At 69.3% G+C, this 23,694-nt stretch carries 19 protein-coding genes and 1 pseudogene; 7 read left to right on the top strand and 13 right to left on the bottom strand.

Annotated elements, in window-relative coordinates:
* Positions 1-87: 87 nt before the first annotated feature.
* Entirely contained in the window at positions 88-1,266 is a 1,179-nt protein-coding gene (locus tag G6N64_RS07900; protein WP_163796392.1) for a glycosyltransferase family 4 protein, read from the bottom strand.
* 101 nt (positions 1,267-1,367) lie between these two features.
* Here G6N64_RS07900 and G6N64_RS07895 point away from each other — a divergent pair, with 101 nt between their 5' ends.
* Together G6N64_RS07895 and G6N64_RS07890 are read left to right on the top strand one after the other, a co-directional pair.
* Complete coding sequence (locus tag G6N64_RS07895) at positions 1,368-2,132, top strand: class I SAM-dependent methyltransferase (RefSeq protein WP_163796391.1); 765 nt, start codon at positions 1,368-1,370, stop codon at positions 2,130-2,132.
* Between the two features lie 55 nt (positions 2,133-2,187).
* Positions 2,188-3,660: an aldehyde dehydrogenase gene (locus G6N64_RS07890; protein WP_163796390.1), complete on the top strand. Its 1,473-nt coding sequence runs from the start codon at positions 2,188-2,190 to the stop codon at positions 3,658-3,660.
* A gap of 85 nt (positions 3,661-3,745) precedes the next feature.
* Here the strand turns inward: G6N64_RS07890 and G6N64_RS07885 are convergent, their stop codons facing one another.
* Both G6N64_RS07885 and G6N64_RS07880 read right to left on the bottom strand, forming a co-directional pair.
* Complete coding sequence (locus tag G6N64_RS07885; RefSeq protein ID WP_163796389.1) at positions 3,746-5,581, bottom strand: acyl-CoA dehydrogenase; 1,836 nt, start codon at positions 5,579-5,581, stop codon at positions 3,746-3,748.
* 5 nt (positions 5,582-5,586) lie between these two features.
* On the bottom strand, positions 5,587-7,422 hold the full coding sequence (locus G6N64_RS07880; RefSeq protein ID WP_163796388.1) for an acyl-CoA dehydrogenase: 1,836 nt from the start codon (positions 7,420-7,422) through the stop codon (positions 5,587-5,589).
* A gap of 168 nt (positions 7,423-7,590) precedes the next feature.
* On the opposite strand from G6N64_RS07880, the gene G6N64_RS07875 reads away from it, so the two are divergent.
* Positions 7,591-7,728 (top strand): hypothetical protein, encoded by a 138-nt coding sequence (locus G6N64_RS07875; RefSeq protein WP_163796387.1) that lies wholly within the window; start codon positions 7,591-7,593, stop codon positions 7,726-7,728.
* Positions 7,729-7,738: 10 nt separating this feature from the next.
* Here G6N64_RS07875 and G6N64_RS07870 read toward each other — a convergent pair whose 3' ends face one another.
* From G6N64_RS07870 to G6N64_RS07860, 3 genes are read right to left on the bottom strand one after another with little or no spacing between them, the layout of a single operon-like run.
* On the bottom strand, positions 7,739-8,020 hold the full coding sequence (locus G6N64_RS07870) for a hypothetical protein (protein ID WP_163796386.1): 282 nt from the start codon (positions 8,018-8,020) through the stop codon (positions 7,739-7,741).
* A gap of 7 nt (positions 8,021-8,027) precedes the next feature.
* Complete coding sequence (locus G6N64_RS07865) at positions 8,028-8,912, bottom strand: polysaccharide deacetylase family protein (RefSeq protein ID WP_163796385.1); 885 nt, start codon at positions 8,910-8,912, stop codon at positions 8,028-8,030.
* Between the two features lie 40 nt (positions 8,913-8,952).
* Entirely contained in the window at positions 8,953-9,924 is a 972-nt protein-coding gene (locus G6N64_RS07860) for an asparaginase (protein WP_163796384.1), read from the bottom strand.
* Between the two features lie 199 nt (positions 9,925-10,123).
* Between G6N64_RS07860 and G6N64_RS07855 the strand changes: the two genes are divergently transcribed.
* Together G6N64_RS07855 and G6N64_RS07850 are read left to right on the top strand one after the other, a co-directional pair.
* A complete protein-coding gene (locus tag G6N64_RS07855) occupies positions 10,124-11,155 on the top strand; it encodes a LacI family DNA-binding transcriptional regulator (protein ID WP_163796383.1) in 1,032 nt (343 codons plus the stop codon).
* A 38-nt stretch (positions 11,156-11,193) separates the two neighbouring features.
* Entirely contained in the window at positions 11,194-11,970 is a 777-nt protein-coding gene (locus tag G6N64_RS07850; protein WP_163796382.1) for an SDR family NAD(P)-dependent oxidoreductase, read from the top strand.
* Positions 11,971-12,272: 302 nt separating this feature from the next.
* On the opposite strand, the gene G6N64_RS07845 is transcribed toward G6N64_RS07850, so the two are convergent.
* Entirely contained in the window at positions 12,273-12,794 is a 522-nt protein-coding gene (locus G6N64_RS07845) for a dihydrofolate reductase family protein (protein ID WP_163796381.1), read from the bottom strand.
* Positions 12,794-13,723 carry a helix-turn-helix domain-containing protein gene (locus G6N64_RS07840; RefSeq protein ID WP_409370754.1) on the bottom strand — a complete coding sequence of 310 codons (930 nt, stop codon included), beginning with the start codon at positions 13,721-13,723 and terminating at the stop codon, positions 12,794-12,796. Before G6N64_RS07840 ends, G6N64_RS07845 begins: the two co-directional genes overlap by 1 nt.
* Positions 13,724-13,798: 75 nt before the next feature.
* Between G6N64_RS07840 and G6N64_RS07835 the strand changes: the two are divergent.
* Both G6N64_RS07835 and G6N64_RS30185 read left to right on the top strand, forming a co-directional pair.
* Positions 13,799-14,929, top strand: a pseudogene (locus tag G6N64_RS07835) (acyl-CoA dehydrogenase family protein); the annotation flags it as partial.
* A complete protein-coding gene (locus G6N64_RS30185; protein ID WP_343044058.1) occupies positions 14,903-15,967 on the top strand; it encodes an acyl-CoA dehydrogenase family protein in 1,065 nt (354 codons plus the stop codon). The pseudogene G6N64_RS07835 and the gene G6N64_RS30185, both read left to right, overlap by 27 nt.
* Before the next feature lie 619 nt (positions 15,968-16,586).
* Here the strand turns inward: G6N64_RS30185 and G6N64_RS07830 are convergent.
* Genes G6N64_RS07830 through G6N64_RS07810 form a run of 5 tightly spaced genes read right to left on the bottom strand, consistent with a single transcriptional unit; the run spans position 16,587 to position 23,670 of the window.
* Complete coding sequence (locus G6N64_RS07830) at positions 16,587-17,324, bottom strand: HAD family hydrolase (RefSeq protein ID WP_163796380.1); 738 nt, start codon at positions 17,322-17,324, stop codon at positions 16,587-16,589.
* The gene (locus G6N64_RS07825) at positions 17,302-17,961 is read right to left on the bottom strand and encodes a uridine kinase family protein (protein ID WP_197748338.1); all 660 of its coding nucleotides are present in this window, start codon (positions 17,959-17,961) and stop codon (positions 17,302-17,304) included. Before G6N64_RS07825 ends, G6N64_RS07830 begins: the two co-directional genes overlap by 23 nt.
* Entirely contained in the window at positions 17,958-19,442 is a 1,485-nt protein-coding gene (locus G6N64_RS07820; RefSeq protein WP_163796379.1) for an NAD-dependent succinate-semialdehyde dehydrogenase, read from the bottom strand. Before G6N64_RS07820 ends, G6N64_RS07825 begins: the two co-directional genes overlap by 4 nt.
* Positions 19,439-22,324: an FAD-binding and (Fe-S)-binding domain-containing protein gene (locus tag G6N64_RS07815; protein WP_163796378.1), complete on the bottom strand. Its 2,886-nt coding sequence runs from the start codon at positions 22,322-22,324 to the stop codon at positions 19,439-19,441. Before G6N64_RS07815 ends, G6N64_RS07820 begins: the two co-directional genes overlap by 4 nt.
* Before the next feature lie 26 nt (positions 22,325-22,350).
* Positions 22,351-23,670, bottom strand: a complete 1,320-nt coding sequence (locus G6N64_RS07810) for an aspartate aminotransferase family protein (RefSeq protein ID WP_163801514.1) — start codon at positions 23,668-23,670, stop codon at positions 22,351-22,353.
* Positions 23,671-23,694: the final 24 nt, after the last annotated feature.

The raw sequence follows: 23,694 nt of genomic DNA, 5'->3' as shown, positions 1-23,694 counted from the left end.
CGAGCCAGTATCCACTGTCGCGACGGCGGCCGCTTAGCGACAGGGAATGCCGTTTCGGCGGTATTGCAAGGGGCGGCGGGCGCGCTGCTAGACCAGCCCGCTGACGGTGCGGCCATCGACCACCGCGTCGAGCACGGTCCGCATCGCGTCGGCGCTCTGCTGCCAGGAGAACTCGCCGCTGCGCACCTGCGCCTTCGCGCCGAGCTGCTCGCGCAGCACCGGGTCGGACAGCAGGCGGCATACGCGTTCGACGAGGTCGTCGAGGTCGTCGACCAGTAGCCCGGTGACACCGTCGACGATCGAGTCGGTGAGCCCGCCCGACGACCGATAGCCCACGGTCGGCACGCCGTGCTGAGCGGCCTCGATCACCGCGAGCCCCCACCCCTCCTTGCGCGACGGCAGCACGTGCACCCAACTGCGTTGCAGCACGCCGTGTTTCGTCCACTCGTCGACGTGGCCGTGGAACACGACGGCGTCGGTGATGCCGAGCCGGGTGGCGTGGGCGACCAGCTTGTCGTCCCACCAGCCGCCGCCGAGCACCTCGAGCCGCAGCCCCGGCACGTCCGGCAGCAGCCGCGCTACCGCGTCGAGCACGTCCTCGATCTGCTTGTGCGGCACCAGCCGCGACAGCACTGCGATGGTCGGCGTGGTCGCACGGGGAGCGGCCAGTGTGTCGGCAGGCGCCTCGTCGACGCCGTTGCGGACGACGGCGATGTCGCCGGTGTGCACGCCGAGGTCGGCGAGGTCGCGAGCCGAGGGCAGGGAGACCGTCACGTACTGGTTGCCGCGATGCGCGCGCGGCGACAGCCACGACTCGACGAACCAGCCCACCCGGCTCAGCACCGGACCGGCGACCGGCCACTGCTCCCGGTGGCAGTGGTGGACCAGGACGACAGCGCGGCGGCCGAACACCACGCGCGCCAGGAACGGGATGCCGTTCTGGGTGTCGAGCACGACGTCGGGGCGGACGCCGCGGAGCGGGCCGAGGCCGATCCGCGCGGCGAGCATCGCGAACATGGCGAGCACGTAGACGCCGTAGGGACCGCCGGCCCGGTGGATCGCGACCCCGTCGACCACCTCGCGGCGGGCAGCGCCCGGGTAGCGCGCGGTCCGGAGGGTGACGTCGACCCCGGATGCGGCGAGCCGCGCGCCGATGCGCTGCAGGTACGTCTCGCTGCCCCCACCCTGCGGATGCCCGGTGTCGCGCCAGCACAGCAGCAGCACCGAGCGGACGGGCCGCGGGCTGACGTGGGTGGACGGGGACATCGAGGAGCCAGCTTAGTCGCTGCGCGAGTGGCCAGTTATGGCACGCTTGCCGCCCAGATACGCGCAACAACTGGCCACTCGACGACGGACGGAGGCGACCGGTGCAGGCCCTGACCACGCTCGCGCGCCGCGCCACCCTCGCGCGCTCGGTACGACTGCTCGGCGAGTTCCGCTTCGAGCAGAGCGACCCGGCGCGCTTCTACGGCGGGCTGGCCGACGACACCGTCGCGCTCGTCGAGGACCTGTGGACCGACGTCACCGGCACGGCATCTCGGGGCCGGACGGTGCTCGACGTCGGCGGTGGCCCGGGGTACTTCGCCAGCGCCTTCTCCGCAGCCGGGATGCAGTACGTCGGCGTCGAGCCCGATCCCAGCGAGATGCACGCCGGACCGGCCGGCGAACCCGGCGCCGGGACGTTCGTGCGGGCGTCGGGCACGGCACTGCCGATCGCCACCGGCAGCGTCGACGTCTGCCTGTCGTCGAACGTCGCCGAACACGTCCGCGAGCCGTGGCGGCTGGGCGCCGAGATGCTGCGCGTCACCCGGCCCGGCGGCCTGGTGGTGCTCTCGTACACGGTGTGGCTCGGCCCGTTCGGCGGCCACGAGATGGGGCTGACGCACTATCTGGGCGGCGCCCGGGCGGCCGAGCGGTACACCCGCCAGCACGGTCACCGGCCCAAGAACGACTACGGCTCGTCGTTGTTCGCGGTGTCCGCCGCCGACGGCCTGGAATGGGCGGCGAGCACCGGCGCGCTCGTCGCCGCATTTCCTCGCTACCACCCGCGATGGGCGTGGTGGGTGGTCCGCGTCCCTGTCCTGCGCGAGTTCGCGGTGAGCAACCTGGTGCTGGTGTTGCGGCCGTCCTGAATCACTGAACTGCAACAGGTTCTCGTTTCGCGATCCGGTCGGTACTGTGACTCACATGACACAGAGCACGGCGTTCAAAACACAGTGGGACAAGCTGTTCATCGGCGGCAAGTGGGTGGAGCCGTCCACGTCCGACGTCATCGAGGTGCGCTCGCCCGCCACCGACGAGGTCGTCGGCAGGGTGCCGCTGGCCGCCGAGGCCGACGTCAACGCGGCGTGCGCCGCCGCGCGCAAGGCGTTCGACGAGGGGCCGTGGCCGCAGATGTCGCCGCAGGAGCGCGGTGACGTGCTCGCCGCCGCGGTGAAGATCATGGAGGAACGCGCCGACGAGCTGAAGTTCCTGCTCGGCGCCGAGACCGGCCAGCCGCCGACGATCGTCGACATGATGCAGTACGGCGCAGCGATGTCGGCGTTCCAGCACTACGCCGGCGCCGCGGACAAGTTCACTTGGCGCGACTTTCGCGACGGTGTCTACGGGCAGACGATGGTCGTGCGAGAGCCGATCGGCGTCGTCGGCGCCGTCACCGCGTGGAACGTGCCGTTCTTCCTGGCCGCCAACAAGCTGGGCCCGGCGCTGCTGGCCGGCTGCACCATCGTGCTCAAGCCCGCGTCGGAGACGCCGCTGTCGGTGTTCGCGATGGCCGAGATGTTCGCCGAGGCCGGCCTGCCCGAGGGCGTGCTGTCGGTCGTGCCGGGCGGCGTCGAGACGGGCCGGGCGCTGACCACGAACCCCGAACTCGACAAGTACACGTTCACCGGCAGCAGCGCCGTCGGCAAGGAGATCGCGAAGATCGCCGCCGAGAACCTCAAGGCCTGCACGCTGGAACTCGGTGGCAAGTCCGCCGCGATCATCCTCGAGGACGCCGACCTCGACTCGACGCTGCCAATGCTCGTGTTCTCCGGCCTGATGAACACCGGTCAGGCCTGCGTCGGCCAGACCCGCATCCTCGCGCCGCGGTCGCGCTACGACGAGGTCGTCGAGAAGCTGTCGGCGGCCGTCGCGGCGATGCCCGTCGGGCGGTCCGACGACGCCGGCGCGATGATCGGCCCGCTGATCTCGGAGAAGCAGCGCGAGCGCGTCGAGGGCTACATCAAGCAGGGCGTCGACGAGGGCGCGCGCATCGTCACCGGCGGCGGCCGCCCCGAGGGCCTCGACACCGGCTGGTTCGTCGAGCCGACCGTGTTCGCCGACGTCGACAACTCGATGGTGATCGCGCAGGAGGAGATCTTCGGACCCGTCCTCGCGGTGATCCCCTACGAGACCGAGGAGGACGCGATCCGCATCGCCAACGACTCCGTCTACGGCCTCGCGGGCAGCGTCTACACCCAGGACAACGACAAGGCGATGAAGATCGCGTCGAAGATCCGCACGGGCACCTACGCCGTCAACATGTACGCCTTCGATCCGGGCGCACCGTTCGGCGGCTACAAGAACTCGGGCATCGGTCGCGAGAACGGCTGGGAGGGCATCGAGTCCTACTGCGAGCAGAAGAGCATCCTGCTGCCGTTCGGCTACACCCCGGAGTAGCGCCTCCCCTCCGCCGAACGTTGGTTACCGTCACGGTTTTCACGAAATACTTTGATGGTAACCAACGTTCGCGGCGTGTCCGGGACTAGAAGGCGTTCTCCGCGAGGTCCATTGCCGTCAGGTCGGCGGCGTCGATCACGGCGCGCACGGCGGACAGTCGCGGCAGCACGTTCGCCGCGAAGAATCGTCCGACGGCGACCTTGCCGCGATAGAACGCGGCGTCGCGATCCGACGGCGTGCCGTCGAGGGCGGCGAGCGCGATCTCCGCGTGCCACAGCAGCAACCAGCCGATCAGCAGGTCCCCGACCGCCAGCAGGAACGGCACCGACTGCAGGCCGATGCGGTACACGTCGCGGGGTTCTTCGCTCGACGCCGCCAGGAACCCAGTGAGCGAGACGACCATCGCCCGCACGTCGGCGAGCGCGGTCGCCAGCGCGATGCGAGCGGCCTTCAACTCCGCCCGCTCGGCCGATCCGGCGATGAACGCCTCGACGCGTCCGAGCACGTGGTCGAGCGCGCGGGCCTTGTCGCGCACGATCTTGCGGAAGAAGAAGTCCTGCGCCTGGATCGCGGTGGTGCCCTCGTACAGCGAGTCGATCTTCGCGTCGCGGACGTACTGCTCGATCGGGTAGTCCTGCAGGAAGCCCGAACCGCCCAGAACTTGCAGCGACTCGGCGAGGCACTCGTAGGACCGCCCCGAGCCGACTCCCTTGACCAGCGGCAGCAGGAGGTCGTCGACGCGGTGCGCCATGGCGGCGTCGGCGCCCGAGACGACCTCCGCGGCGACGGGGTCCTGGTGCGCGGCGGTGTAGAGGTAGAGCGCACGAAGTCCCTCGGCGTAGGCCTTCTGCACGAGCAGCGACCGCCGGACGTCGGGGTGGGAGACGATCGGTACCCGGGCGGCGGCCGTGTCCGTCATCTGCACCTGATCGGAACCCTGCACGCGCTGGCGGGCATAGTCGAGTGCGTTCAGGTATCCGGTGGACAGCGTCGCGATGGCCTTGGCGCCCACGGCCATTCGAGCGAACTCCATGACCTTGAACATCTGCACGATGCCGTTGTGCACGTCACCGACGAGCCAACCGACCGCGGGTCGGTCGTGGGCGCCGAAGGTGAGTTCGCACGTCGCGGAGGCGGTCAGGCCCATCTTGTGTTCGAGACCGGCCACGTAGACGCCGTTGCGTTCGCCGGGTGCCGCCGTCCGAGGGTCGGGGATGAACTTCGGGACGAAGAACAGGCTGAGCCCCTTGGTACCGGCAGCGGCGCCAACGGGCCGCGCCAGTACCAGGTGAGCGATGTTCTCGAAGAGGTCGTCGCAGTCACCCGAGGTGATGAACCGCTTGACGCCCTCGAGATGCCATGTGCCGTCTGTCTGTTCTACGGCTCTTGTGCGGCCTGCACCGACGTCGGAGCCCGCGTCGGGTTCGGTGAGCACCATCGTGGCGCCCCAGTTCCGTTCGACGGCGAGCGCCGCCCAGTGCCGCTGCTGGACGTTGCCCTCGCGGAACAGCACGTCCATCATGGGCGGGCCGTCGAGGTAGAAGAAGGCCGCGGGTTGACCGCCGACCAGGAATTCGTTGATGGCCCAGCGAACCATCGCGGGGGCGGGCGTGCCGCCGATCCCCTCGTGCAGTCCGATTCGGGTCCATCCGCCGCGCTGCCACACCCGCACCGACTCCTTGAACGACTCGGGGAGGGTCACAGCGTGGGTCGCCGGATCGAAGGTCGGTGGGTCGCGATCGCCGTCGGCGAAGGCGTCGGCCAGTGGCCCCTCGGCCTGACGCGCCGCCTCGTCGAGCCAGTCGCGGACGGTCTCGGAGTCCAGGTCGTCGTAGTCACCCGCGCCGAGGACGTCGTCGAGCCCCAGCACCTCGAAGAGGTTGAACGCCAGATCGCGGACGTTGGACCGGTAATGGCCCACGACGCTCAGAACCCGTCTTCGTCGAGGTCCATCGGGACGAGGTCGGCGGCGTCGACGATCCCGCGGTCGGCCGTCAGGCGTGGCAGCACGTTGCGCGCGAAGAACCTTGCGGCGGCGATCTTTCCTGCGTAGAAGTCCCGGTCGCGGTCCGACGGCGACTCGTCGAGTGCGTGCAGGGCGACCTCGGCACCGCGCAGGAGCAGCCATCCGATCACCAGGTCGCCGAACGCGAACAGGAAGCGCACCGACTCGAGGCCGAGTCGGTACAGCTCGCGGGGCGACTGCTGAGACTCCATCAGGAACCCGGTCATGCTGACCACCATCGCCTGCACGTCGGCCAGCGCCGTCGCGAGCAGGACGCGGACGTCGGCCAGTTCTGTTCGTGCCGAGGAACTTTCGATGAACGACGTGATCTGGGCGGCGAGATGGCCGAGCGCCACTCCCTGGTCGCGGGCGATCTTGCGGAAGAAGAAGTCCTGCGCCTGAATGGCGGTGGTGCCCTCGTAGAGGGAGTCGATCTTCGCGTCGCGGATGTACTGCTCGATCGGATAGTCCTGCAGGAAGCCCGACCCGCCGAAGGTCTGCAGCGACTCGGTGAGCGTCTGGTAGGCGCGTTCTGAGCCGACGCCCTTCACGATCGGCAGAAGCAGGTCGTTGACGCGATCGGCCAGCGCGGGGTCGGCACCGGAGACGATGGCCGCGGCCGACGGGTCCTGGTGCGCCGCCGTGTAGAGGTAGAGACTCCGCAGACCCTCGGCGTACGCCTTCTGCGTCATCAGCGCGCGACGGACGTCCGGGTGGTGCAGGATCGTGACGCGCGGGGCCGCCTTGTCCGTCATCTGGGTCATGTCGGCCCCTTGGACGCGCGTCTTGGCGTAGTCCAGCGCGTTGAGGTAGCCGGTGGACAGCGTCGAGATGGCCTTGGTGCCCACCATCATTCGTGCATACTCGATCACCTTGAACATCTGCGCGATGCCGTTGTGGATGTCGCCGACCAGCCATCCGACCGCCGGCCGGCCGTGCTGACCGAGCGTCAGTTCGCACGTCGCCGACACCTTGAGCCCCATCTTGTGTTCGAGGCCGGTGACGTAGACGCCGTTGCGCTCACCCGGTTCGCCGGTCTCGGGGTCGAAGTGGAACTTCGGCACCAGGAACAGCGAGAGCCCCTTCGTGCCGGGACCTGCTCCCTCCGGACGGGCGAGCACCAGGTGCGCGATGTTCTCGAAGAGGTCGTCCGAGTCGCCGGAGGTGATGAAGCGCTTGACGCCATCGAGGTGCCACGTGCCGTCGGCCTGCTCGACGGCCTTGGTGCGCCCCGCGCCGACGTCGGAACCGGCATCGGGTTCGGTGAGCACCATCGTCGAACCCCAGTTGCGTTCGACTGCCATTGCGGCCCAACGCTTCTGCTGCTCGTTGCCGATGTGGTGGAGGATGTCGGCGAAGACGGGCCCGGCCAGGTACATGAAGGCGGCCGGTTGCGCGCCCAGCGCCAGTTCGTTGACCGCCCAGGTGACCGTCGAGGGTGCGGGAACGCCGCCGACGGGCTCCGACAGTCCGATGCGGAACCACTCGCCCTGCTGCCACGCCCGGACGGAGTCCTTGAACGCCTTCGGCAGCGTGACGACGTGAGTCTGCGGATCGAAGGTGGGCGGGTGCCGGTCCGCCTCGGCGAACGACGCCGCCAACGGACCCTCGGCCTGTCGTGCCGCCTCGGCGAGCATCTCCCTGACGGAGTCGGCGTCGAGATCGCCGAATTCGCCGCCGGCCAGCACCTTCTCCAGGTCGAGGACCTCGAAGAGGTTGAACTCCAGGTCGCGCACGTTGCTCTTGTAGTGGCCCACTGCCGTGCCTTTCGCCTCCGTCCCCGCGAACCCAGGGTAGACCCGGAGTCCACACCCGACCAGGAAACGAAGCGATGCCGAGCAAACCGGTCGGACCACGGGCTTCGGACCGTCCAGGCACGGGTACCCGCTCGGCAGCACACCGAGAAGCACCACGGAGGAGACCCGATGAGCACACCCGATCACGTCGAGAACACCGGCGAGAACCTTCGTCGCGCCGCCGAGGTCACCGGTGCGACCGACGCGGACGAGACGGTGGTGGCGGACGAGGCACCCGAGACCCCGCTCCCCGACTTCAACACCTAGCCAGGCGGCGTTAGGACGGCCTGGACACCGACCCGGCAGCATCGAGCAGGGCCGACCGGAGCGTCGCACGGTCGAGACCGGTCCGGCCGAGGACGTCGACCAGATCGTCGAAGGTGCGGCAGACGTCGACCTTGCCCGTCGATCCGGAGACGGTCCACGCCCGTCCGCTGACCCGGATGCGGTGACGTCTCGCATGCCGGCCGGCCTCCGCCGCGATCGCAGCCCGCCGTCGCGGGCCCGAGATCAGCGCACCCATCTCGTCGTGTGGTCCGGCGCCGCAGGCTCCACACATCAGGGCATCACGTCGCTACGCGCGGCCGACGGGTGACGAAGTCCTTGGCGATGCCGTCGAAGGTGCTCCAGGTGACTCCGTCGTGGGAGTTGATGTGTTCGATCAGGCGCTCGAGCATCAGCAGCACCTGCGGCCGTCCGGACACGTCGGGGTGGATGGTGAACGTGAAGACGGCGTAGTCGCTTTCGCGGTACACCCAGTCGAACTGGTCGCGCCACATCTCCTCGATGTGCCGCGGGTTGACGAAGCCGTGGCTGTTGGGGCTGGTCTTGATGAACATCATCGGCGGCAGGTCGTCGAGGTACCAGCTGGCCGGGATCTCGACCAGGTCGGTCTCCTGCCCGCGCACCAGCGGCTTCATCCACGTGGCCGCGGGCTGGTCGTAGTCGATGGGAGTCCACTCGTCACCGACGCGGACGTAGTACGGCTCGAAGTCGCGGTGCATCAGGGAGTGGTCGTAGGAGATGCCGCGTTCGATCAGCAGTTCGTTGGTGACCCGGCTGAACTCCCACCACGGCGCCACGTACCCGGTCGGCCTCCTCCCGGAGCGGTCCTCGATCAACGAGATGCAGTGATCCAGGATGTCGGACTCCTGCTCGCGGCTCATGGCAATGGGGTTCTCGTGGCTGTAGCCGTGTACGCCGATCTCGTGGCCGGCGGCGACGATCTGATCGAACTGCTCCGGGAAGGTCTCGATGGAGTGCCCGGGCCAGAACCACGTGGATGGCAGCTGGTAGCGGTCGAAGAGCTTGTTGAGCCGTGGCACTCCGACCTCACCGGCGAAGATGCCGCGCGAGATGTCCCCGGGCGAATCCTCGCCTCCGTAGGAGCCGAGCCAGCCGCCCACTGCGTCGACGTCGACGCCGAATGCCACGAAGATCTCCTTGGCCATGTCACCAATTCCTTTCTAGGGGTTGTGAATACGAGTTGATTCAGGCGTAGTCGCCGAGTGCGCCGGCGACCGCTGCCGGCGTCGCGCCTGACGAGAGCAGCAGCGCGAGGGCGATACGGGCCTGCGATGGTGGCAGTGACGCCGGTACGGCTCCCGCCGCCACCAAGTCGTAACCGCCGCCGTTGCCGTACACCGGCAGCACCGGGCCTGCGGGGACGCGGGTCGACAGGGCGACCACTACGCCGTCGGCGACGATCTCGGCGACGGCACGGGCGATCCCCTCCGGAGCGTTGCCGAGGCCGGTACCGACCAGGACGATGCCGCGGGCACCGGCGCCGACGGCGGCGCGCAGGAGCACGTCGTCGCCGCCCGGGTAGACGGCCACGACGTCCACGCGGGTGGTGTCGAACTCGGGACGCGGGCGCGCCAACGCACCCGGCCGGACCGGGGTGCTGTGGATGCGCACCGTTCCGGTGCGGACCGTCCCCACCGTGCCTGCCGGGTTGGCGAACGCGGCGAGGTCGACGGTGTGCTCCTTGCGGACGCCCCGGGCGGCGTGGATCGAACCGTCGAACACCACGACGACCCCCCTCCCGCGTGCGTCGGCACTGGCGGCGACGGTGATCGCGTCCCGGATGTTCCGGGGCCCATCGGTGTCGGCGACGTCGGCGGCGCGTTGCGCACCGGTGAGTGCGACCGGGCGCGGGTCGTCGTGCACGAGGTCGAGGAGGATCGCGGTCTCCTCGAGGGTGTCGGTGCCGTGGGTGACGACGATGCCGTGCACGTCGTCACGGCGAAGGTGGGTGGCCACGGCATCGGCGATCGCCCGCATGTCCGACGGGGTCATCCGGTAGGAACCGACGCGCACCACCTCGTGCGCCTCGACCGAGATGCCCTCGTCGACGACGACACCGGCCAGCAGCGCCGACGCGTCGTCCACGGCGACGACTGAATCGCCGCTGCGGCGCGACGAGATGGTTCCACCGCTGGTGAGGACGACGACGTGCGGCATGCGGACGGACTCCGATCGGCAGATGTGAGATCCAGGTCACTCGTTATGCCCCAGTCAAGCGCACTCGAACGCGTTACACAATCGTTTGGGCCAAACGTTTGTGTAAATTCGATGCAACGACGCCGGCGTGCCTCCCGGTCTGGCTAAGGTGCTAAGACGAGGCGCGGCACAGCAGACGCGCCACCTCGTGAGGAGGGCGATGGCCGAGTCGAGCGGAGCATCGGTGCCGTTCCCGGCGCCGGTGACACTGCGCGTCATCGCCGAGGAGATGGGCGTCAGCGCCTCCACCGTGTCGCGGGTCCTCAAGACCGAGGGCGACGCCGCCACCCGGTGGGCGTCGGCGGAGACGGTCGCCCGGATCAGGGCGTATGCGAAGTCGCGCGAATACCGGCCGCACCCCCACGCGGCCAGCCTGCGCACCGCACGCTCCGGCCTGGTGGGCGTCCTCGTCCCCCGACTGCAGGACTTCGTGCTCGCCACGGTCTACGAGGGGGTGGAGGAGGCCGCCACGGAGAACGGCTACTCCACGTTCGTCACGAACTCCCTCGACGATCCGGCCACGAAGGCCGAGCGGGCGGAGATGATGCTGCAGCGACGCGTCGAGGGGATCGTCTTCGGCGACGCGCACCACCACGACCCCCTGTTGGCCGCGTTCGCCGGGCGCGGGCAACCCTTCGTACTCGTGTCACGACGGAGCGGGGACTACGTCTCGGCCACGTGCGACGACCTGCTCGGTGGCGCGCTGGTGGGCCGGCATCTCGTTCGCGCCGGCCGCCGCGACCTCGCCGTGCTCGCCGGGTTGCCGTTCGCCTCCACCGCCATCGAGCGGACCACCGGGGCGGTCGACGCGTTCACCGAGGCGGGGCTCCACGTCGCGCCGGAGCGCATCGAGTGGGGGCCCTTCGACGCTGCCGGCGGCCGGTTGGCCGCGGAGAAGATCCTCTCCCGCAGGCCCTACCCGGACGCCATCTTCGCCACCAACGACTTCGCGGCGATCGGCGCGCTCGGAGTGTTGCGCGACCACGGCCTGCGCGTGCCCGACGACATCGCGCTGATCGGGTACAACGACACGCCGCTGGCCGCGGAGATGCCCACTCCGTTGACGACGGTCCGCTCGCCCATGCACCAGATGGGCCGCCGCGGAATCGAATTGCTCATCGAGCTGCTCGGCGGTCGGTCGCCCGCGTCGGAGCGCTTGACCCCGGAACTCGTGGTGCGTCGATCCGGGTGACGGCGCAGCCGGCCCGATGATCGGTAGCGTCGGTGACCATGTCGTCGAAGCGCTTTCAGGACAGGGTCGCCATCGTCACCGGCGCGGGGGCTCCCGGCGGCATCGGTGTCGCCATCGCACGGGACTTCGTCGCCGAGGGTGGTCGCGTCGTCCTCGGAGCAACGTCCGACCGCGTCCACGAGCGCGCGGCGGAACTCGGGGACTCCGCGGTCGGGGTCGTCGAGGACCTGACGGTCGACGGCGGCGCCGAGCGGGTGGTGCAGTCGGCGCTCGATCGGTGGGGCCGCATCGACGTCCTGGTGAACAACGCCGGGATGACGTCGGTGGCGGCGGGGTGGGACGCCGACGGCGACGTGGCCGACCTGTCGCGCGCGGACTGGGACGCGGCGTTGGCCCGCAACCTCACCACGGCGTTCCTGATGTGCCGCGCGGTCGTGCCGGCGATGACCGCAGCGGGCTACGGACGCATCGTCTCGGTGGGGTCCACCACCGGGACGGTGAACGCGATGCCCGGCCAGTCGACGTACACGGCCGCGAAGGCGGCGATGGTCGGCCTGTCCCGGGCGCTGGCTCTCGAGGTGGTGCAGAACGGCATCACGGTGAACGTCGTCGCACCCGGCTACGTTGAGACCGGCTCGCAGCTCCCCTTCGAGGCGAGCGCGGCCGCGGCCGGACCCATCGGGCGCAGCGGATCGCCCGCCGAGGTGTCGGCGTGCGTGCTGTTCCTCGCCCACGAGAGCGCGTCGTTCGTCACCGGAACGGTTCTGGTGGTCGACGGCGGACACGGCCTCCCCGAGACGTGGCCCCGTCCCTAGTCGGACGCGGGTCTCCGGGGTGAGTTCTGGCCGTTCGACGTGCCTGACCAACCGCTGGTCGACCGAACCTCGTGATCCGGAATACATGCACTGCCGCACTGTGTTGTCCGCCTTAGGCTGAGCTGAGTAGACCGAGGAGCGCACGATGTGGACCGTTGAAGTGAACGTCTTCGGTAACCGGTTCACGCGCACCCTGCGCCGCCCCGGCTCTCCGAGGACCTACCCGAGTCGGGTGCAGGGACGTCTGCACCAATTCCTCCGCCCGGGGTTCGCGGCCTGACGCAGGCCGGCGCGGGAATCCCCTAGGCCTTGAGCCAGCGCGCGCAGAGGAACTCGCCGTTCACCGCCGACTCCATCAGCCTCCACTCCGATCGGGTCGGCAGCACGCGCGCTCCGGAGCCCAGCGAGCACGGCGCATAGGTCATCACCATCTCGTCGATCAGGCCCGCGGCCGCGAACTGCGCCGCGACCCGGCCGCCGCCCATCAGCCACACGTCGCGGTCACCGGCGGCGCGGACCACGTGCGGATACAACTCCTCGACGGTGCCGTCGAACGTCTCGACCGGGTGTCCGTCGGCCACGATCTCCGGCCGGCTGGTCAGCACCCAGGACGGTTGCTCGTACATCCAGTCGCCGGGCTGGTCCTTCAGAATCCACTCATACGTCGCCGACCCCATCACCAGAGCACCCACGGACTCGGCGAACGCCTCGTAGCCGAAGGGTCCCTTCGGGTCGTGGTGGCGGCTGGTCAACCAGTCCAGGCTGTCGTCCTCGTCTACGACGAAGCCGTCCAGGCTCGACGCGGTGTAGTACACGCAGGCCATCAGTTCCTCCTCATCCAGTCCAACGGGTCGCCGCGGCCGGCCGTGACGCCGTGGCGGGCGAGCATGCTGCGGGCCACCTCTCGCCGGTGCGCCGAGTACGTCAGGACGTGCGCGACGATCCCGTAGAGCTGGAACGACTCCGGTGGATCGCAGAGCGCGTCGATCACGGTGTCCCCCAACCGGCCCCGAGCGGCGTGGTCGGCGATCATCGCAGTCCACCGCGCGGCGACGTCCCGGTGGTCGGCAGCCAGGTCGGCGACGGACCTCACCTCGCCGCGCCCCGGTTGGTCCGCCCCGCAGATGCTGGCCAGCCACACCTGCTTGGTCCACACCAGCGCATCGAGGACGGCGCCGACGCTCGGCTCCTCGCCGTCCCAGTCGAGGACCACCTGTCCGGGCGAAATGGGCTGGCGCCATTGCACTTCGGCCAGTTCGCCGGACAAGCCGATCAGGTACTCGGTGTCGGCGACGTCGTGCGCGACCATCAGCCCGGATACGTCCGGCGTGGTGTCCTCGCTGCTGCTGCGCAGCCACAGCGACTCCGGCGGGTGAAAGTGCAGACCGTTGGGGGCGGTCAACCAGAAGTCGACGTCGGCGGCCTGCGAAGGCGGCACCCCGTACGACCGCCGAAACGCCCGGGAGAACACCTCGGACGACGACCAGCCCTCGTCGGCGGCGACCGCCGCGACGCCCTCCCCACGCTGCAGCCGCCACGCGGCACGCTCGAGCATGACCCGCCGGCGCAGCGCGGCGGGCGGCTCCCCGGTGAGCCGGCTGACCTGCCGGGAGAAGTGGAACTCGGAGGCGAACGAGCTGCGCGCCATGTCGGCGACGTCGGAGTTTGCCGCGTCGACGACGGCGTCGAGCAGCTCGCGCAGGCGGTCCCGCCGCGGTGCGCTGCCCGGGCTCGGCTGATCGGTCACAGTGATCGAGTATGTCGCCGCCGTCCGCCCGGGGACATGACTTTTCCTGCTGCTTCGCAACCCGCACTACTGTGGTGATCGGTGAGCGAATTCGACGCATTGTGTGCCAACGACGGCGACCTCGCCGACCTCCGGTCGGCGGTGCGGACGTTCCTGCGTGCCGATCAGGACGATTTCGGCTGGCAGCCCGCCGTCGACTGCTGGCTGTCCAAGTGGGATGCCGCCTTCAGCATCCGGCTCGCCGAGGCCGGCTTCGTCGGCCTGACGGTCCCCGTCGAGTACGGCGGCCGCGGGCTCGGCTACCTGCACCGCTATGTCGTCACCGAGGAACTGCTCGCCCACGGCGCCCCGGTGGGGGCGCACTGGATCGCGGACCGCCAGGTGGCCCCCGCCCTGCTCGCCTACGGCACCGAGGAGCAGCGCCGACGCATACTGCCGCGGATCGCCGAGGGCCGGTTGTACTCGGCGATCGGGATGAGTGAGCACGGCGCGGGGTCGGACCTGGCCGCCGTCGCCACCCGCGCCACCCGCACCGACGACGGCTGGTCGCTCAACGGCACCAAGGTCTGGACCAGCGGGGCCCACGAGGCGCATCAGATGGTGGTGCTCGCCCGCACCAGCCCGCTGGACCCCGACCACCGGCACGCCGGCTTCAGCCAGTTCGTCGTCCGGACCGACCTGCCCGGCGTGACGATCGACCCCATCGTGCTGATGAACGGTGAGCACCACTTCAACGAGGTGCTGTTCACCGACGTCCACCTCACCGACGACGACCTCCTCGGCGAGGTCGGCGACGGATGGCACCAGGTGACGTCGGAACTCGGCTTCGAGCGCAGCGGACCCGAACGCGTGCTGTCCACGGCCACACTGCTTTTCGGCACCATCCGCGCGCTGGCAGCGCAGGACACCGACGATCGCACCGCTGCAGAGATCGGCGACCTGGTCGCCCGGATGGTGTCCGTGCGCCAGCTGTCGATCTCCGTGGCCCGCGCGCTGACCGAGGGCCAGGACGCGAATGTCCGTGCGGCACTGGTGAAGGACCTCGGCACCCGCTTCGAGCAGGACTCGGTCGAGGTGGCGGCCGACCTGATCGACGCCGTCGACGACGCGGCTTCACTGCGCGCCATGCTGACGACCGCACGGGTCCACTCGCCGCTGTTCACCCTGCGCGGCGGCACCAACGAGGTGCTCCGCGGCATCGTGGCCAAGGGCAGTCGCGAGGCTCCGTCGACGGACAACGCGGAACTCCGCGAACTCGTCGACGACATCGGCCGTCGCGCGCTCGATGCGCGGGCGAGCACGCCGGTGGTGCCCGAGCCCGTCGACGACGACGCGTGGCGCACGCTGGAGGACACCGGACTCGCGCGACTCACCAGCGAGCAGGACGCAGGGGTTAGCGAAGCAGCCGTGGTGCTGCACGGTCTGGCGCGTCACCTCGTCGCAGCGCCCGCAGCCGAAACCGACGTCCTCGCAGGGTGGTTGGCGGCGACGGCCGGCCTGAAGCTCCCCGCGGACGGTACGGCGACCGTGGCACTGGCCACCACTGAGCCGTCCGGCGGCCGACTCGTCGGAACGGCCGCCGGCGTGCCGTGGCCCGGGGCTGCGACCGTGCTCCTGGCCGTCCGCGCACCCGACGCGACCTACGTCGCGGTCCTCCCGCCGTGGACCGGCACGCCGACGGCCAACCCCGCGGGCGAGCCCCGCGCCGCGGTGGAGTTCGACGTGGCAGTCGAGGATGCGGTCCGACTGCCCGCAGAGACGTACGACGAACTGCTGCGCCGCGGGGCCTGGGCGCGGTGCGTGCAGATCGTCGGCGCGTTCGACGCCGCGGTCGAGCTGACCACCGCGCACGTCCGCGAACGCCAGCAGTTCGGCCGACCGCTCAATGCCTTTCAGGCCGTGCAGCATTCGCTGGCCGGGATGATCGGTGAAGTCGAGCGGGCACGGGCGGTGACGGCACTGGCCACCGCCGCGGCCGACGATCACGGGTTCGGCAGCCCGCAGTCTGACTTCGCGGTGACGGCGGCCAAGGTCGCCGTCGGCCGAGCGGTCGCCTCGGTGAGCACCACCGCCCACCAGCTGCACGGCGCGATCGGCGTCACCGTCGAGCACCGGTTGTGGCTCGCCACGATGCGGGCGCGCAGCTGGGCCGACGAGTTCGGCACCCCCGCGCACCACGCGCGGCGGCTGGGCCGGATGGCTTTGGCCGCGCCCGATCCGTGGGACCTCGTCGTCGGGCTTGGCTTCTAGCGGTCAGATGACGCGCACTGCCCGGTGAGGTTCGCATTACCCACAGTCCGCGGCCACTTTGTTTTCGAAAGAACGGTGCCTCCCGCAAGCGTTTGCGCGTTCGCAGGCGCGCACCCTCACACGACATGCAACTTGCCCGCACGTACCGCGCACCCGCCTATGTCGGACGAAACCGAAGGCCTCTGAGCGGCAGCCACTGCCGCATCTGTTGCGTCGCTTCGTGTAAATCTCCGTTAGGCCCCTCGTTACGGGCGGTCGTTAACCCGACGCCACTCGAGGGCATCGGCAACCTGCGCACGAGCGACTGCCTCGGACCGTGCGAACGTTCCAACGTCGTCGTGGTCTCGCCGTCAGCCCCCGTCATCGTGCCGGCGGTCGGCCTACGTGGCTCGGCCACGTCCTCGACGCGCAGACCGAGATTGACATCTCCGACTGGCTCCGCGACGGGGGACCCGGGCTCGCGCAGCCTCTGGAAGCGTGCGCGCAGAATCGCTTTCGGCCAATGTCGGGCAAGAGGACGAGGGCCTGGCCGGGCTGAGTGAGCCTGCGGCGATGCCGAACCGACCGATCGAGGAGCGGGCAGTCGAGTCGTGGGTGCTCGGGCGGTACGTCGATCGATCTACCTCTGGTCGAAGCACCCATCGAGCAGTCGTGGCGTCAACCGTCGAATCACGCCAGTCGTGACCGCGCGCAGGCCATCGCTGGGCCCGTCACCTGCGACCGCGATGCACCGCATGCCAGCGGCCAGCGCAGCGCCGACTCCGACCACCGAGTCCTCGAACACCAAGACCTCCCGTGCGGGCACGCGCAACGCTCTCGCCCCCATGGCGTATCCCGTCGGGTCCGGTTTGCCATGCTGGACGTCTTCGTCCGCCACGATCACGGGGATCAGGTCGGCGATGGGAGACGAACCGAGCACCGCCAGCACCTGTTCGCGCTGCGCTCCAGTGACAATTCCCATCGGAATGTGATATTCAGCCAGCATTTCGACGAGCTGGACCGTATCCGGGGCTACGAGTTCTTCGCATTCGGCTCGCTTGGCATACAAGGCAGTGTGTAGTCGTTTGACTCGGGCGATCTGTTCGGCAGTGCCGTCGCCCCGGCGATGAACGGCCTTGGTGACGATCTCGGTATCGCTGAGTCCCACGAACTCGGCGAGATACACCGACGCCGTCATGGTCCATCCCAAGCCTTCCTCGAATGCGGCACGGAACGTCTCGCAGAGCAGGTCCGGTTCGTCGTCGGAGAGGGTCCCGTTGAAGTCGAACAGGACGCTGGGTTGCCGGCCGCCTGCCCAGGCGGACATGATGTCGCGCACCTCGTCGCCGATCGGCTCACCGCCACGCATGGTGGCCATCACGCTCGGCTGTGCACGGCGGACCTTCGGCGATGAGGAGCCGTCCGTCGCCCAACGATGATTGGCCCGACACGACCACCGTGGCACGTGCCCAGGGACGATCATTCGCCAGGAAGGGGATCTCGCGCGCTGTCCAATCGTCGACGAACTCGACGGAATCGTCACCGCGAGCAAGGACGCGGCGATACGCGAGATCGGCGTCGGACTGGATCCACACCGTCGCATCGAACCAGGAATGCAGTTGCTCGCGGCACGCACCGACGCCCTCGACGACGAGTACTTCCGTGTCGGCCGGAACCTCGACGGAGCCCGGCCGGTGGCGCACGTCCCACGCCGGCGGCCTGAACGCGACCGGCGGCCCCGCGCGTCGCAGTCGTGACAACACGCCGTCGACGAGGTGGTCGTGCCAGTCGAAGAAACTGTGGTGCCACGCTATGTCGTCGGTGTGAATGACGGCGACGTGCGCGGCTGCACGTGCCAGGTTGGCCGCGAAGGTCGACTTGCCGGACCCGCTGCGTCCGTCAACACCGATGAGCACGATCCCCCCGTGCCGGCGGTCGGAACGCAGTCTGGTCAGCACCTCCGCGTACGTGGTCTCCGCCCACTCGGTGAACGTCGGCTCGTCCCCGGAGTTCACGATCGCGCGATTGATCGGCCCTGGCGTCGGGGAACCGCGAGGTACTTGTACTCCAAGAACTCGTCGATGCCGACCCTGCCGCCTTCGCGTCCCAGACCGGATTGCTTGACCCCGCCGAACGGTGCGGCCGGGTTGGACACCAGCCCGGTGTTGACACCCACCATGCCGACTTCGAGTCGCTCGCTGAGGTCGAACGCGCGGTCGATGTCCTGGGTGAAGAGGTATCCCACCAATCCCCACTCGGTGTCGTTGGCGCGATCGATCACGTCGTCCTCGTCGTCGAAGGGAATGACCGGGGCGACGGGTCCGAACACCTCGGTGCTCATGAGGTCGGACTCGGCGGAGACGTCAGCCAAGACGGTCGGTGGGTAGAAGTAACCCGGCCCCTCCGGCAGCCGGCCGCCCGTCAGTGCCGTCGCACCTCGCGCCAGCGCATCGTCGACGAGTCGCTGGACCTTCGCCCGCCCCGCCGAGTCGATCAATGGCCCCACCTCGGTGTCGCTTTCGAGTCCGTTGCCCACCGTCAACGCCGCCATCCGCGCCGCCAGCCGTTCGGCGAACGTCGCGGCGAGGTCGCGGTGAACGTACATGCGGTTGGCGGCGGTGCACGCCTCCCCCATGTTGCGCATCTTGGCGGCCATGGCACCGTCGACGGCGGTGTCGACGTCCGCGTCCGCGCAGACGATGAAGGGGGCGTTGCCGCCGAGTTCCATCGAGGAACGCATCACGGTCTCAGCGGCCTGGCGCAACAGCAGCTTGCCCACTCCGGTGGAGCCGGTGAAGCTCACCTTGCGGGCCTTGCCGCTGGTCATCCACCGCTCCACCACGGACGCCGCGTCGGTCGTGTTGACGACGTTCAGCACGCCGTCTGGCAGACCTGCCTCCTGCAGAATCCCGGCCAGCGCCAACGAACTCAGCGGAGTCTGCGGCGCCGGCTTGAGCACCATGGTGCACCCGGCGGCGACCGCGGGCGCGATCTTGCGCGTTCCCATCGCCAGTGGGAAGTTCCACGGGGTGATGAGCACGCACGGGCCGACCGGTTCGCGGGTCACGATGATCCGGTTCGCTCCGTCCCCAGTGGTGGTGTGGTCGCCGGAGACCCGTACCGCCTCCTCGGAGAACCACCGCAGGAACTCGGCGGCGTAGGCCACCTCGCCCTTCGCCTCAGCGAGCGGTTTGCCCATCTCGAGGGTCATCACCTCAGCCAGCCAGTCCTGGCGTGACATCACCAGATCGTATGCGCGGCGCAGTATCTCGCTGCGGTACCGCGGGGCGGTGCGCGCCCACGAAGCCTGTGCCCGCACCGCGGCCGCCAGCGCGGCGTCTCCGTCGGCCGGGTCGGCGTCGGCGACGGCGGTCAGCACGTCACCGGTGGCCGGGTTCTCGACGTCGAACACTCGTCCTTCGACGGCAGCCCGCCACTGCCCGTCGATCAGGAGTTCGGTGCGAATCGATGCGACGGCAGAGTGGGGTGTGGTCATGGGGATGACTCCTGTCGGTTGCGGGGGTCGAGGATCTGCGCGAGATGCAGAGAGGCAGTCGGTGCGGGGTTGCCGGTGAGTTGCCGGGCCTGCATGTGGCAGCTGAACCCGTCGGTGAGCACGACCGAGTCGGGATCGGCCCTCAGTGCCGGTGCGAGCGCTTGCTCGGCGACGGCCATGCTGACGTCGAAGTGCTGCCGCTCGAAACCGAAGTTGCCGGCGACGCCGCAGCACCCGGTGGCCTCGCGGACGCCGTCGATGCCGACGGCCTTCAGTGCCCGCACCTGTGTGGCAGCACCGAACACGGCGTACTCGTGGCAGTGGGTCTGCACGGTCACCGCGGAGGGCAGCGCCGCACTCGGAGTCCAGCCGCCGGCCCGTTGCGCACTGACGTGTTCGGCGAAGGTGCGGACCCGTCGAGCCACTCGGTGAGCGGCCGGCGTGTCGACGAGTTCGGGTAGGTCCTTGCGCAGCGCCGCTGCACAACTCGGCTCGATGACGACGACCGGTCGGTCGGAACCGTCGTCGAGCGCAGTGGCACTGCGGCTCAATCGCTTTCGCGCCTGCGACAGCTGTCCGGTGGAGATCCAGGTCAGCCCGCAGCAGACGTCGGTGCGCACCTCTGCAGCCCGTCCGGCGTCCTCCACGACCCGCAGGGCCGCCCCGGCGACCTCGGGTCGGAAGCCCTTCGTGAAGGAGTCCACGACCAGCACCACGTCACCACGGCCGGTGCGGTGGGGTGACAGTTCGCGGCGGAGTCGGCGCCGAGAGGCGAAACTCGGTAGTGGACGCTCGGTGGTCAAGCCGCCCAACCGGAGTCCCACCGAGCGCAGCGGACTGGCCAACACGGCATTGACCAGCGGCGCCATCCGCGACGTCATCGCCAGCCATCGAGGGAGCCAGCCCAGCGAATAGTGCGCCGCCGGGCGGAGTCGCCCACGGTAGTGGTGATCGAAGAACTCGGCCTTGTACGTCGCCATGTCCACGCCGGTCGGGCAGTCCGACGAGCATGCCTTGCAGGACAGGCACAGATCCAGCGCCTCACGCACGTCCTCCGACGCCCACCCCTGCTCGACGCTGGCCGCACCGCGCACCATGTCCTGCAGCACGCGGGCGCGGCCGCGCGTGGAGTCCTTCTCGTCACCAGTGGCCCGAAAACTGGGGCACATGACGCCCCCACCGTGCGAGCGGCACCGTCCGACGCCGATGCAGCGCTGGACGGCGTCCGCGAACCCTCCTCCCGAGCCGTTCGCGTCGTGCAGAACGAACGTCGTCTGCCACGGCAGCGCGGGGATGTCCGCCAGCGCCAACGCCTCGGTCACCGGCTCCGGGTCGACGATCATGCCGGGGTTGAGGGCGTTGGTGGGGTCGAAGAGCCTCTTGAAGGTCGAGAAGGCCTCCATGATGGTCGGGGAGTACATCTCGGGGAGGAGTTCGGAGCGGGCCCTGCCGTCGCCGTGTTCTCCCGAGAGAGTGCCGCCGTGCTTGACCACCAGACGGGCGGCGGCGGTGAGGAAGGCCGACATCACCTGTCGACCCTCCGGTGTGCGTTGGTCGAACGTGATGCGGATGTGCATGCACCCGGCGCCGAAATGCCCGTACATGACCCCGATGAGGCCGTGCCGTTCGAGCAGCACCCGGAAGTCGGCGAGGTAGTCGGCGAGATCTTCCGGGGCGACCGCCGAGTCCTCCCAGCCCGGCCACGATGTGACGCTCGATCCGTCGGGCAGCTCCAGCCGCGATGACAGGCCCGCGCCGTCCTCTCGAACGCGCCACAACTTCCTGCGCTCAGTGGGGTCGTGAACTTCGCGGACGTCCAGCGCTCGCCCGTGGGCGCGAAGGTCGCGCAGGAGCCTTCTGGCCTCCGCCTCGACGGCGACGTCGTCCTCCCCGTCGAGGTCTACGTAGAGCCACGCGCGCCCAGCCGGTAGTTCGGACACCGACTCCGGGCCACGACGAGCCTTCATGGTCGCCACGATTCGCTCGTCGATGCCCTCGATCGCGGCGGGCGAGTACTTCAAGATGGTCGTGACGTCGCGCGCCGCGTCCACGACGTCGTCATAGGCCACGATCAATAGCAGTGCCGACGACGGCACGTCCACCAGCCGCATGGTCGCCCCGACCACTATCGCGCACGTTCCCTCGCTGCCCACGAGTGCGCGGGCGACGTCGAAGCCGTTCTCCGGCAGCAGATTCGCCAGGTGGAAACCCGACACCTGCCGCGGAATGCGGCCCAGTTCGAGACGGAACTGGGCCATGTAGCCGCTGGCGAGGGCCTTGAGATCGGCGGTCAACCCACTCGCACGCTCGACCGCGGCCGTGTCGTCGGGGTCCGTGGCACGAAGTCCGCTGCGGGTGGCGGTGAGTCGCGTTCCGTCGGCGAGCACCACGTCGAGGGACACCACGTGGTCACCTGTGCGGCCGTACCGAACCGAGTGGTTGCCGCACGCGTCGTTGCCTATGGAACCCCCGATGGTGGCGCGGTTCCTGCTCGAGGGGTCGGGCGCGAAGGTCAGTCGATTCCCGGTGCGTCGCTCGACGGCCTCGGAGAGACGGGAGAGGACGACCCCTGGCTCGACGACGGCGGTCCGGTTTTCAGCGTCGATGGACACGATGGCGTTCATGTGGCGCGACGTGTCGAGGACGACTCCACGGCCGATCGCGTTGCCTGCCATCGATGTTCCACCACCACGGGCGACGATGGGCACACCGGCCCGCTGACACGTCGTGACGATGCGGCTGACGTCGTCGGCGTTGCGCGGAAACGCCACCGCCAGCGGCGGGACGCGGTAGTTCGACGCGTCGTAGCTGTACTCGGCGAGGCGCCTGCTCGTCGTGTCGAGTTCGACCCCACTCGTGGCAAGCAGTTCGACGAGGGGCATCCGGGGCCGGACCTTGGGGCCACCGCTCAATGCAGTTCCTCGGCCAGAACCACGGCCAGATTCTCCAACATGCGATCCGCATCGGCGATCGAGAAGGGCAGCGGTGGGCGGACCTTGAGGACGCTCCCCCGTGGTCCCGATGCGGAGATCAGAACGCGGCGGCGCCGCATGTGATTGACCACGCGGAGCGTCGCCTCCCCGTCGGGAGTGTTGGAGTCACGGTCGGTCACGATGTCCACGCCGACGAACAATCCCGCACCGCGCACTTCGGCGATCTGCTCGTAGCCGGCGGCCAGCGTGGCGATCTCGGACTTGATGTAGTTGCCGACCTCGTCGGCGTTGGCGATCAGACCCTCGTCGTTGATCACGTCCAGTACCGCCTGAGCGGCTGCGATCGATACCGAGTTGCCACCGAAGGTGTTGAAGTATCGGATGTTGCGGCCGAACTCGACGAGTAGTTCCGGCCGGAAGGCGGCGGCGGCGATGGGTATGCCGTTGCCCATCGGCTTGCCGGTGGTCACGATGTCGGGTACCAGGCCATGGCGCTGAAACCCCCACCAGTGTTTTCCGGTGCGCCCGAAACCTGGCTGTACCTCGTCGGCGATGAAGAGGCCGCCGGCGGCGTGGACCTCTTCGATGACCGGCTGAAGGAAGCCCGCGGGGTCGGCGTAGATGCCGTCGGAGGAGAAGATCGTGTCGGCGATGAATGCCGCGACCCCGAAGCCGTGGCGTTCCAAGTCGGAGATGGCTTCCCGAACTTCGCGGCGGATGGCCTCGACCACGTCGCCGTCTCCACCGTGCCGGAGGCGATCGGGGGCGCTGATCGTCCGCACGTGCGGCCCCAGCGGAACGCCGACGCCCAGAGACGGCGAGAAGGACGACACGTCGGCCGTGAGGCCGTGGTAGGCGCCGGAGGTGACGATGATGCCGTGGTTGCCGGTGTAGTACCGGGCCACTCGCATCGCCAGGTCGTTGGCTTCAGAACCGGTGCAGGTGAACATGACGTGCCCGAGCTCGGCGGGCATGGTGCCCAGGAACTGCTCGCTGTAGCCGAGGATCGACTGCTGGATGTAGCGGGTGTTGGTGTTCAACGTGCAGAGCTGCCGGTGCACGGCCTCGACGACGTAGGGGTGGCAGTGGCCGACGCTCGTTACGTTGTTGTACACGTCGAGGTAGTCGTTGCCGTCGGCGTCGTAGAGCAGCGTGCCTGCGCCGCGCACTATTTCGACGGGTTCGTCGTAGAACAGTCGGTACCCGGGCCCGAGAAGCCGTTCCCGGTCGCCGACCTGCCGGCGTGCCCGAGGGGGCAGTTCCTCGATGCGCGACGGATCGAAGCCGTTCACCATCGGCTCGGATGCCTTGGGTGCGTA

It is taken from the genome of Mycolicibacterium sediminis (assembly GCF_010731735.1).
Lineage (GTDB): Bacteria > Actinomycetota > Actinomycetes > Mycobacteriales > Mycobacteriaceae > Mycobacterium > Mycobacterium sediminis.
Note: the sequence above shows the minus strand (reverse complement) of the source record. Positions and strands in the feature narration are given on the sequence as shown.

What these genes read in the sequence shown, in the direction of transcription:
- G6N64_RS07890 (WP_163796390.1), top strand. Translation starts at nt 2,188, where the DNA reads ATGACACAGAGCACGGCGTTCAAAACACAGTGGGACAAGCTGTTCATC.
- G6N64_RS07865 (WP_163796385.1), bottom strand. Translation starts at nt 8,912, where the DNA reads ATGGCCAAGGAGATCTTCGTGGCATTCGGCGTCGACGTCGACGCAGTG.
- G6N64_RS07860 (WP_163796384.1), bottom strand. Translation starts at nt 9,924, where the DNA reads ATGCCGCACGTCGTCGTCCTCACCAGCGGTGGAACCATCTCGTCGCGC.
- G6N64_RS07855 (WP_163796383.1), top strand. Translation starts at nt 10,124, where the DNA reads ATGGCCGAGTCGAGCGGAGCATCGGTGCCGTTCCCGGCGCCGGTGACA.
- G6N64_RS07875 (WP_163796387.1), top strand. Translation starts at nt 7,591, where the DNA reads ATGAGCACACCCGATCACGTCGAGAACACCGGCGAGAACCTTCGTCGC.
- G6N64_RS07830 (WP_163796380.1), bottom strand. Translation starts at nt 17,324, where the DNA reads ATGGCCACCATGCGTGGCGGTGAGCCGATCGGCGACGAGGTGCGCGAC.
- G6N64_RS07870 (WP_163796386.1), bottom strand. Translation starts at nt 8,020, where the DNA reads ATGTGTGGAGCCTGCGGCGCCGGACCACACGACGAGATGGGTGCGCTG.
- G6N64_RS07820 (WP_163796379.1), bottom strand. Translation starts at nt 19,442, where the DNA reads ATGACCACACCCCACTCTGCCGTCGCATCGATTCGCACCGAACTCCTG.
- G6N64_RS07850 (WP_163796382.1), top strand. Translation starts at nt 11,194, where the DNA reads ATGTCGTCGAAGCGCTTTCAGGACAGGGTCGCCATCGTCACCGGCGCG.
- G6N64_RS07815 (WP_163796378.1), bottom strand. Translation starts at nt 22,324, where the DNA reads ATGCCCCTCGTCGAACTGCTTGCCACGAGTGGGGTCGAACTCGACACG.
- G6N64_RS07810 (WP_163801514.1), bottom strand. Translation starts at nt 23,670, where the DNA reads ATGGTGAACGGCTTCGATCCGTCGCGCATCGAGGAACTGCCCCCTCGG.
- G6N64_RS07900 (WP_163796392.1), bottom strand. Translation starts at nt 1,266, where the DNA reads ATGTCCCCGTCCACCCACGTCAGCCCGCGGCCCGTCCGCTCGGTGCTG.
- G6N64_RS07845 (WP_163796381.1), bottom strand. Translation starts at nt 12,794, where the DNA reads ATGGCCTGCGTGTACTACACCGCGTCGAGCCTGGACGGCTTCGTCGTA.